We start from the raw sequence: 1,267 nt of genomic DNA on the forward strand, positions 1-1,267 counted from the left end.
ATCCCCGAGCGTATTGTCCACGCGCGTGGCTCGGCAGCCCACGGCTTCTTCGAGCTGACGGAATCACTCGGCGCGTTCACCCGCGCGAAAGTGCTGACTGAAGTTGGCGTCAAGACCGAGGTGTTCACGCGGTTCTCGACGGTCGCCGGCGGCGCAGGCTCGGTCGACACGCCCCGCGACGTGCGCGGCTTTGCGGTTAAATTCTACACCAAAGAAGGCAACTGGGACCTTGTCGGCAACAATATCCCGGTCTTCTTCATTCAAGATGCGATCAAGTTCCCCGACCTGATTCATGCCGTGAAGATGGAAGCCGATCGCGGCTATCCGCAGGCCGCGAGCGCTCACGACACCTTCTGGGATTTCGTGGGGCTGATGCCGGAATCGACCCATATGATCATGTGGGCGATGTCCGACCGCACCATCCCGCGCTCGCTGCGGATGATCGAAGGCTTCGGCGTCAATACCTTCCGCCTCCTGAACGACAAGGACGAGCCGACCTTCGTCAAGTTCCATTGGCGCCCCAAGCTCGGCACACAGTCGACGTGCTGGGACGAGGCGGTGAAGATCGCCGGCGCCGATCCCGATTACCATCGCCGCGATCTGCATGAAGCCATCGCCAGGGGCGATTTCCCGGAATGGGAGTTTGGCGTGCAACTGCTCAGTCAGGAAGAGGCCGATGCGCTGCCCTTCGACATTCTCGACGCGACCAAGGTCATCCCCGAGGAACTGGTGCCGATCCGCATGATCGGCCGCATGGTTCTCAACCGGAACCCTGACAATTTCTTCGCCGAGACCGAGCAAGCCGCCTTCCTGCCGACCAGTATGCCGCCGGGCATCGACGTCTCGGAAGATCCGCTCCTGCAAGGTCGCCTGTTCTCCTACCAGGATACACAGCTCTCGCGGTTGGGCACCGTGAACTTCCACCAGATCCCCATCAACAGGGCCAAGGGATGCCCGTTCCAGAACCTGCAGCGCGACGGCCATATGCAGACGCAGGTCTTTACAGGTCGGGCGAATTACGAGCCGAACAGCTTGGCCGAAGCCGGCGAGGAAGGCGGCCCGCGCGAGGATCCCGCTGGAGGGTTTCGGACGGCGCCGATTCCGGTGGAAGAGCACAAAGTTCGCCTGCGCGCGGAGAGTTTCGCCGATCACTACAGCCACGCGAGGCTTTTCTTCCGCTCGCAGAGCGAGATCGAGCAGGCCCATCTGGCGAGCGCACTCGTCTTCGAACTCTCGAAGGTCACGCTCGAGCACGTCCGCAACCGCG

General features: G+C 62.2%; 1 protein-coding gene. It reads left to right on the forward strand.

Translation table 11 applies throughout. The features are described from left to right. On the forward strand, positions 1 to 1,267 hold a 1,267-nt coding region (locus ACIPIA_RS16570), incomplete at both ends, for a catalase (RefSeq protein WP_400511069.1).

Source organism: Allobosea sp. CER48, from assembly GCF_044752385.1.
Lineage (GTDB): Bacteria > Pseudomonadota > Alphaproteobacteria > Rhizobiales > Beijerinckiaceae > Allobosea.